The organism is Streptomyces sp. NPDC026062, from assembly GCF_055568375.1.
Genome location: NZ_JBVHOQ010000097.1, coordinates 1 through 7,074, shown reverse-complemented (window position 1 = coordinate 7,074; position 7,074 = coordinate 1). Strand labels below are relative to the sequence as shown.

At 69.8% G+C, this 7,074-nt stretch carries 7 protein-coding genes; 2 read left to right on the top strand and 5 right to left on the bottom strand.

Annotated elements, in window-relative coordinates:
- Positions 1-186 precede the first annotated feature (186 nt).
- From ACZ4LX_RS37610 to ACZ4LX_RS37600, 3 genes are all read right to left on the bottom strand, one after another.
- The gene (locus tag ACZ4LX_RS37610) at positions 187-753 is read right to left on the bottom strand and encodes a response regulator transcription factor (RefSeq protein WP_467651827.1); all 567 of its coding nucleotides are present in this window, start codon (positions 751-753) and stop codon (positions 187-189) included.
- A gap of 18 nt (positions 754-771) precedes the next feature.
- Complete coding sequence (locus ACZ4LX_RS37605; RefSeq protein ID WP_467651825.1) at positions 772-894, bottom strand: hypothetical protein; 123 nt, start codon at positions 892-894, stop codon at positions 772-774.
- Between the two features lie 322 nt (positions 895-1,216).
- A complete protein-coding gene (locus ACZ4LX_RS37600; RefSeq protein ID WP_467651823.1) occupies positions 1,217-1,711 on the bottom strand; it encodes a MarR family winged helix-turn-helix transcriptional regulator in 495 nt (164 codons plus the stop codon).
- 136 nt (positions 1,712-1,847) lie between these two features.
- On the opposite strand from ACZ4LX_RS37600, the gene ACZ4LX_RS37595 reads away from it, so the two are divergent.
- Positions 1,848-3,332 (top strand): MFS transporter, encoded by a 1,485-nt coding sequence (locus tag ACZ4LX_RS37595; RefSeq protein ID WP_467651821.1) that lies wholly within the window; start codon positions 1,848-1,850, stop codon positions 3,330-3,332.
- A 12-nt stretch (positions 3,333-3,344) separates the two neighbouring features.
- Positions 3,345-4,952, top strand: coding sequence for an LLM class flavin-dependent oxidoreductase (locus ACZ4LX_RS37590; RefSeq protein WP_467651820.1), 1,608 nt, complete (start codon positions 3,345-3,347; stop codon positions 4,950-4,952).
- A gap of 143 nt (positions 4,953-5,095) precedes the next feature.
- Here the strand turns inward: ACZ4LX_RS37590 and ACZ4LX_RS37585 are convergent, their stop codons facing one another.
- Together ACZ4LX_RS37585 and ACZ4LX_RS37580 are read right to left on the bottom strand one after the other, a co-directional pair.
- Positions 5,096-5,947, bottom strand: a complete 852-nt coding sequence (locus ACZ4LX_RS37585; RefSeq protein WP_467651818.1) for a sulfurtransferase — start codon at positions 5,945-5,947, stop codon at positions 5,096-5,098.
- A complete protein-coding gene (locus tag ACZ4LX_RS37580) occupies positions 5,940-6,977 on the bottom strand; it encodes an LLM class flavin-dependent oxidoreductase (protein ID WP_467651828.1) in 1,038 nt (345 codons plus the stop codon). The genes ACZ4LX_RS37585 and ACZ4LX_RS37580 overlap by 8 nt, the downstream gene beginning before the upstream one ends.
- Between the last annotated feature and the right edge of the window lie 97 nt (positions 6,978-7,074).

Genomic DNA, 7,074 nt, shown 5'->3' with positions numbered 1-7,074 from the left:
GGACACCGCAAGCAACCGCACAGCCTCCTGCGCGTCCGGCGACCAGGTCCGCGCATCCCCCACCAGATCACTCACACACCGTCAACGAGCCTGAATCCAAAGCGTTTCGGATCAATAATTGACCATGGCACCGATCTCCAGGTGAAACCGCGCCCGACCGGTCCACCGATTCGCGGACGTGGGAATTCAGGCGTTGCCCAGCTTGAAACCCACACCGCGCACGGTGACGATCCAGCCGCTCCCGCCGAGTTTCCCGCGAAGGCTGCTGACGTGGGTGTCCACCGTCCGCCGGGACCAGGAGTCGTCCCACACCTGCTGCAACAGCCGCTTGCGCGATATCACGGTGTCGGGATGTGAGGCGAGCAGGCAGAGAAGATCGAACTCCTTACGGGTCAGCCCCACATCCCGGCCGTCCACACTGACTTCGCGGGAGTTCACATCGATGTGCAGCGGACCTCGGTCGATCGCCCGGCCCAGCCGCCGCTGCGTGCGTACCCGCCGCATGACCGCCTCGACGCGTGCCATCAGTTCACGGAACCCGTACGGCTTGACCAGATAGTCGTCCGCGCCGGCCTGGAGGCCGAGCACCCGGTCCAGTTCCGAGCCGCGAGCGGTGACGATGATCAACGGGACGCAGCTCACCGACCGGATGGCCTTGCACACCTCCAGGCCGTCCAGGTCGGGAAGTTCAAGATCCAGCAGGACGAGATCCACGCCCTCGTGGGCCTCCAGAGCCACACTTCCCCGGTCCACGGCGGCCACCTCGTGGCCCTACCGTCGCAGCCCGTCCTCCAGGGCGCAGGCGTCGGAGGCGTCGCTCTCCACGACCAGGATGCGCCAGCCACCGGATACGGGTATTCCCGCATGCAAAGAGCCCGGCAGCAGTTCGGTCACCGCCCGCTGCACCGGTGCCGGTCTCGATTCGCCCTGCTGATCGGGTATGAGAGACCTCGACAGGACCTCTGATGATCGTTGCATCATGCTCTCCCCCGGCAGGTCACGTCCGTTGCACGAAGCGGAACTTGAGCGCAAACATACAAACCGGGGGTACTGAATTCAAGGTTTTCCCATGAATCCACTGTTGCAGTCATATGAAGCAGTATTCAATCGCCGAGATCATGTGAGCGCTTTTCCTTAATTCATTCCCCCTGTCGCCCTCGGCATTGATCCACCCCTCGTTTCGGGCATTGATCTCTCCGGCACCCCGGGCGCCGCCTCAGGCCCGCGTCCGGTCGTCCGCGTCCACCAGTCTGCGCAGCAACGTCGTCAGAGTCTGCCGCTCGGCCGGGGTGAAGCACCCGAGGAAGGAGTCCTGGGACTGCTCGGCCACCAGCCACAGCCGGTGCTGGAGCGCCACCCCCTCGTCGGTGAGTTCGACCAGCTGGCGGCGCCGGTCAGCCGGGTCCCGGGTGCGGCGGACCAGCCCCTGCTCCTCGATCGCGTCGAGATAGCTGCCCAGATGGCTGCGCTGGAACCCGAGCCGGTCGGCCAGCACATGCTGGGGCAGCGGGCCGAAGTCCGACAAGGCGGTCAGGGCAGCGAAGTGCGGCAGCCGCAGCCCGTTCCTGCCCACTGCCTCCACCAGGGCGTCGTGCCCGATTCGCGCCGCATGGCCGGCGAGGTACGAGGGCAGTGCCAGCAGGCTCGGCGGCCGGGGCGCCGGCTCCGCCCGCGCGGGGGCCTCCGGACCGCTTTCAGAGGTTTCGCTCATGCGTCCACGGTACCGGAATACAGTGGCTGGACGTAACAATGACATGATGGAATGATTCCACAGTGACACCAGTTTGGCGCTCTCCCGCGTTCCTGGACCGCGCACGGCGGCGCCCCATTACCGGAGGACCGTTCCCATGCCCGACACACCTACTTCGCAGACCGAGGCCCCGGCCACCGGAGTGCGGGGCGGCACCGCCGCCCCCTTCGCCGCCCTGTTCCTCGCCGTACTGTCCTTCTCGCTGATGCAGACGATGGTCGTGCCGGCGCTGCCCGACCTGAAGCGTGAGTTCGACGCCTCCACCACCAGCGTTTCCTGGGTACTCAGCTCCTTCCTGCTCACCGCGTCCGTGGCCACGGCGCTGCTGGGACGGGTCGGCGACATGTTCGGCAAACGCCGGGTGCTGATCGCCAGCCTCGGTGTCTTCGCGGCGGGCACCCTGCTGGCCGCCCTGTCCCACTCGCTGCCCCTGCTGATCGCCGCCCGCGCGGTGCAGGGTGTCGGATCGGCCGCCTTCCCCCTGGCATTCGGCATCGTGCGCGATCAGTTCCCCCGCGAGCGGGTTCCCGTCGCGATCGGGCTGATCTCCTCCACGTTCGGCATCGGCTTCGGAGTCGGGCTGGTCATTCCCGGGCCGATCGTGGACGCCCTGAACTGGCACTGGATCTTCTGGCTGGGCCTGATCGTGATCCTGCTCGGCATCGCGGCCGTCGCTGCGTTCATCGAGGAATCCTCGGTGCGCTCCCCCGGCCGTATCGACTGGGCGGGCGTGTTTCTGCTGAGCGGCGGCGTCGTGGCGCTGCTGCTCGCCATCAGCGAGGGCAAGTCGTGGGGCTGGGCGTCGGGAGGCGTCATCGCCCTGTTCGTCGCGGCCGTCGTGCTCCTCGTGGTCTTCGCCTACGTCGAGAACAAGGTGCGCGAACCTCTCATCGACATGCAACTGCTGCGCAGGCCTGCCGTGCTGACCAGCCACATCACCGCGCTCATCATCGGCTTCGGCATGTACGGGGCCTTCACCCTCGTACCGCTGCTCGCCCAGACCCCGTCGTCGGCCGGATACGGCTTCGGCGCATCCGTGACCGGGTCCGGTCTGTTCATGGTGCCGATGGCGGTGACCATGCTGATCGCCAGCCCCCTCGCCGGACGGATCGGCGCGGCCCTGGGCTGGAAGCTGCCGCTGGTGCTGGCGTGCCTGATCGGGATGGCCGGCTTCGTGATCTACGCCGCCGCGCACGACACGGAAGGGGCGATGTACGCGGGATCCGCGGTACTGGGAATCGGCGTCGGATTCGCCTTCGCGGCCCTGGCCAATCTCGTGGTCAGCGCGGTCGACCGGAGCCAGACCGGCGAGGCGACCGGCATCAACACCATCATGCGCACCATCGGCGGCTCGCTCGGCGCGCAGATCGCCGCCTCACTCGTGGCGTCCAGGACGATCCCCGGCACCTCGGTACCCGCCGAGTCCGGCTACACCACCGCGTTCGTCATGTCGGCGATCGCGCTCGGGGTCGCCACCGTCGCCGCCCTCGCGGGCCCCGGAAAGCTGTGGCGCAAGGCACCGGCACCGGCACCCGCACCCGCACCCGCACCCGCACCCGGCAGCGGCCAGCCCGCCGCTTAGGAGTTCGCCCACATGCCTGACTACGGACACGACCTCCTCTTCGGCACGGTCCTGGTGCCGACGGCGCAACAGAGCGACGACGCGGTGGCACTGGCCCGGACCGCCGACAGGGCCGGACTCGATCTGGTCAGCGTGCCGGACCACCCGTACCGGCCGGAACTGCTCGACGCCTGGGTGGCGCTCGCGGTCATCGCCGCTTCCACCACCCGGGTGCGCGTCCTCCCCAACGTCTCGAACCTCCCGCTGCGGCCGCCCGCCGTGCTGGCGCGTACCGCGGCCGGCCTGGACCTGCTCAGCGGTGGCCGGGTCGAACTCGGCCTGGGCGCCGGGTCCTACTGGGACGCCATCGCCGCCGACGGCGGGCCGCGCCGCACCCCCGGCGAGGCGGTCCGTGCCACCCGCGAGGCCGTCGAAGTCATCCGGGCCCTGTGGGCTCCGGGCCGGCAGGTCCGGTTCGACGGCAAGCACTACGGGCTCGACGGGGCCTCCACAGGCCCCGCCCCCGCACACCCCATCGGCATCTGGCTGGGCGCCGTAGGCCCCCGCATGCTCGAACTGGCCGGGTCGGTGGCCGACGGCTGGCTGCCCAGCGTTCCGCACGTCCCACCGAACCGCCTCGCCGCGGGGCACCGCATCGTCGACGAGGCGGCGGCCGCGGCAGGGCGCGAACCGGCCGCGGTGCGCAGGCTCTACAACCTCTCCCCCGGGGCAGGCGGATTCCCCCGGGGAGCGCCGGACGCCTGGCCCGAGCAGCTGGCGGCTCTGGCCCTGGAGCAGGGGACGAGTGCTTTCCTGCTCCCAGCGCAACACCCCTCCCTCATCGAGGTGTTCGCCGCGGAGGTGGCACCGGCCACCCGGGAACTGGTGTCCGCCGAGCGTGGGCGGGCAGCGGATCCGGCAGGACGGCGGCACACGACCGCCGCGACGACGGCCGAGGCGGGTGCCGCTTCCACAGGCACCCCTGCCACGGGCGCGCTCGCACCGGATCGGAACCGGGTGTCCGCCGCCTCGGCCGGGGACCAGCTCTCCGTACACCCGACACCGGACCCAGGTGTGCGCCGGTCCACCGAGCGGCTGTGGGACGAGTCGAGCCGTCCCACCGGACCGCCCGCCGACCCCGGCCGGCGCTATCCGCGCGCGGAACAGGAGCAGGCCCGCAATCTGGTGGCGGCACACGACCAGCTGCGCTCGGATCTCGGCCAACTCGGCGAGGTGGTGGGAGAGGTGCTGGCCGACACCCTCGATCCGGGCGAAGCCCGTTCCGAGATCCAGAAGCTGAGTCTTCGTCAGAACATCTGGACACTCGGCGCCTACTGTGCGTCGTACTGCCGGGTGACCACCCTGCACCACACCAGGGAGGACCAGGATCTCTTCCCGTACCTACGCCGCTCCGATCCGCGTCTGGGCTCGGTGCTCGACCGGCTCACCGAGGAACATCACGCCATCCAGGGCCTGATCGAGCGAATCGACCGGGAGCTGGTCGCCTTCGCCGGTGGGGAGACGGACCGGATCGGGCTGCGGGAGGCGATGGACCTGCTCACGGACACGCTCCTTTCCCATCTCTCGTACGAGGAGAGTGAACTGATCGAGCCGATGGCGAGGTTGGGAACCGGCTGGTAGCCCGCCATCCACTCTCTTCCGCACCGGCCGGGGATCCTGTCCCGGCCGGTGCGCGGACTTCCACACTGTCCGGGCTCGGTTCCCACCAGGGGCGCAGGCCTCCGCCCTCCGGACGGCGCTTCCCGCCCGGGGCGGGGCCTCCGCTATCCGGGCTCCTGGCCCGTCGCCACCGGCCGGGAGAGGTCCGCCGACCAGGCGGACCAGGAGCCCGGATAGAGGGAAGCGCCGCTGATCCCGGCGCGTTCCAGCGCCAGCAGGTCGTGGCAGGCGGTGACCCCGCTGCCGCAGTAGACGATGACGTCCGTCCCCTCGCGCACTCCCAGTTTCTCGTAGTGCGCGCGTAGTTGGCCGGGCTCGGCGAACATCCCGTCCGCCGTGATGTTGGCGCTCCAGGGGGCGCTGCGGGCTCCGGGGACATGACCGGAGCGGATATCGGACGGCAGTACGGATTCGCCCGAATACCGTTCGGCGGCGCGGGCGTCCAGGACGACGGCGTCGCCCGCGGCGACCTCGTCCGCGCTCCGCACGGCTTCCTTGGGCCACTCCACCGGTGTCAGCCGTGCTTCGGGGAGCGTCACGCCACCGGTCTCGGTGCCGTCGGGCCAGCCGGCCAGTCCGCCGTCGAGCAGGGCGCCGCGGCGTCCGGTGCGGCGCAGCAGCCACACCAGCCGGGCCGCGTAGGAGCCGCCGTCGGCGTCGTAGGCCACCACGGTCGTACCGTCCCCGATGCCCAGTGCGCCGAGCGCCCGTGCGAAGTCGGCCGGGTCGGGCAGCGGGTGCCGTCCGTCGCTCTCGTTGGGAGGCGCGGAGAGGACCGTGTCGACATCGGCCCAGACCGCGCCGGGCAGATGTCCGGCGAGGTAGGCGTCGTAGCCGCTGCGGCCGTCCAGGAACCACCGCACATCGACGAGTACGAGATCTTCCCGGTGCTCACGTACCCACGCGGCGTCCACCACGGGCGGCAGGGCAGGTGCGCCGCTTTCGTTGTCAGGCACCGGCTGCCACCGTCCTCGATCCGAGTCCCGTGACCTGGGGCAGCACTTCGGCGGCGGCGAGTTCGGTGGCCGCCCGCACCTGGTCGTAGGGGATGCCGCCCACATCGATGGCGAGCAGATGCAGATCATGGCCCCACAGCTCGTGCAGCCGGCCCAGCTTGTCGACGACCTCCGCGGGGCTGCCGCAGATCGCGGGACCCTGGGGGCCGATGTAGGTGTCGAAGTCCGGCGGGGTGGAGAAGTGAGTGCTGCCCGGCTTCTTCACGGTCAGATAGTTGTTCATGTAGGAGGCCCACAACGAGCGCGCCTGCTGCGACGATTCGGCGACGAACACATGGCTGGCAGCGCCCAGCCGGCCGGGCGGGCCGGTGCGTCCGCTCTCGCTCCACAGGGTGCGATAGGAGTCGAAGACCGGCGCGAACGTGGCCGGTTCGCGGGCGGTGGTGCCCACCACCAGCGGCAGTCCGTGGTCGACGGCGAGATGTACGGAATCCGGTCCGACGCCGCCGCTGATCCAGAACGGCGGCCGGGACCGGAGCGGCCGGGGCTGGACGGTGACTTCATTGAGAGGCGGCCTGAACTCCCCCTGCCAGGTGACACGTTCCTCGGTCCACAGCCGAATCAGCAGCTCGGTGTTCTCACGCTTGCGCGCAGCCTTCGACTCCGGGTCCTGGTCGAACACCGCGTACGGCTCGGGGAAGAAGGAGCCGCCCGCCATGAGTTCCAGCCGGCCCCCGGACAACAGGTCGACCAGAGCGTAGTCCTCGGCGACCAGCACCGGATCGCGGTTGGCGACAAGTGTGGTTCCGGTGGCGAGCCGGATCGTCGATGTGTGCTCGGCTATCGCGGCCAGCACCAGCGCGGGCGAGGGGATCACATCCCGCTCGCCGAAGTGGTGTTCGCCGATGGTGTACCAGGCATACCCGGCCTCCTCCGCCTCGGCCGCGGCGCGCACCACGTCGCGCAGCCGCTGCTGCTGGGTGAGGGTCCTGCCGGTGAGCGGGTCGGGGAGAAGGCTGCCGAACGTGATGAGCCCTAGGTTCTGTCGTCAAATGATCTTGTGTGGTGGATCATGGTCGGGTGATACGTCGCCATGAACTGTCGGATGCCGAGTGGGAGTTCGTCCG